Source organism: Romboutsia sp. 13368, assembly GCF_018336475.1.
Classification (GTDB): domain Bacteria; phylum Bacillota; class Clostridia; order Peptostreptococcales; family Peptostreptococcaceae; genus Romboutsia.
Map to the genome: position 1 here is coordinate 705,574 of NZ_CP048741.1, position 715 is coordinate 706,288.

The following is a 715-nucleotide window of genomic DNA, read 5'->3' on the forward strand; positions in this document are numbered from 1 at the left end:
ATAAAGTATATTATAAAATAGGGGGCTATAATCATATTATTGTATAAGTATAAGAATAAGTATAGGAGGAATGGAATGATATTTTACGAGAAAAAGCATAAGGAAACGGGAAAAGAATATGCGTATAGGGTATTAAAAGAGAATATAATGTCTTTAGAATTAAAACCAGGGGAATTATTAAGCGAATCAGATTTATCAGAAAAGTTAAATATATCACGAACACCTATAAGAGAAGTTATAATGAAATTAAAAAGTGAACATCTTATTGAAGTTAAGCCTCAATCGGGAACATATATTTCACTAATAGACTGGAATTTAATTGAAGAAGCTATATTTATGAGATATACATTAGAAAAAGAAGTTTTAAAAGAAGCTTGTGAAAGTTTTCCAGATGAAATATTAATGGAATTAGAAAAAAATATATTTGCCCAAAGTTTAATAATTGACAAAGAAGACAATGATATAGAATTTCATGCATTAGATAAAGAATTTCATAAATTACTATTTTTAGGTACTAATAAAGTTCATATATGGGAAAGCATAACAAGCTTAAGTACTCACTATAATAGAATGAGACTATTATCTGAAATGGAATCCAATAAAAAGCAAATAGTTCAACAACATAAAATATATTTAGATATGATAAAAAATAAGTCTAAAGATGGAATAGAAGAAGTGATTGAGTCGCACATAAAGTCACCATTAAAAGGATGGA

The 715-nt window shown here is 26.2% G+C and carries 1 protein-coding gene; it reads left to right on the forward strand.

The genetic code is table 11. The annotated features are described in order from the left end of the window. Nucleotides 1-75: 75 nt before the first annotated feature. Nucleotides 76-715: GntR family transcriptional regulator (locus G3997_RS02800; RefSeq protein WP_296647750.1), on the forward strand; the 640-nt coding region annotated here is incomplete at its 3' end.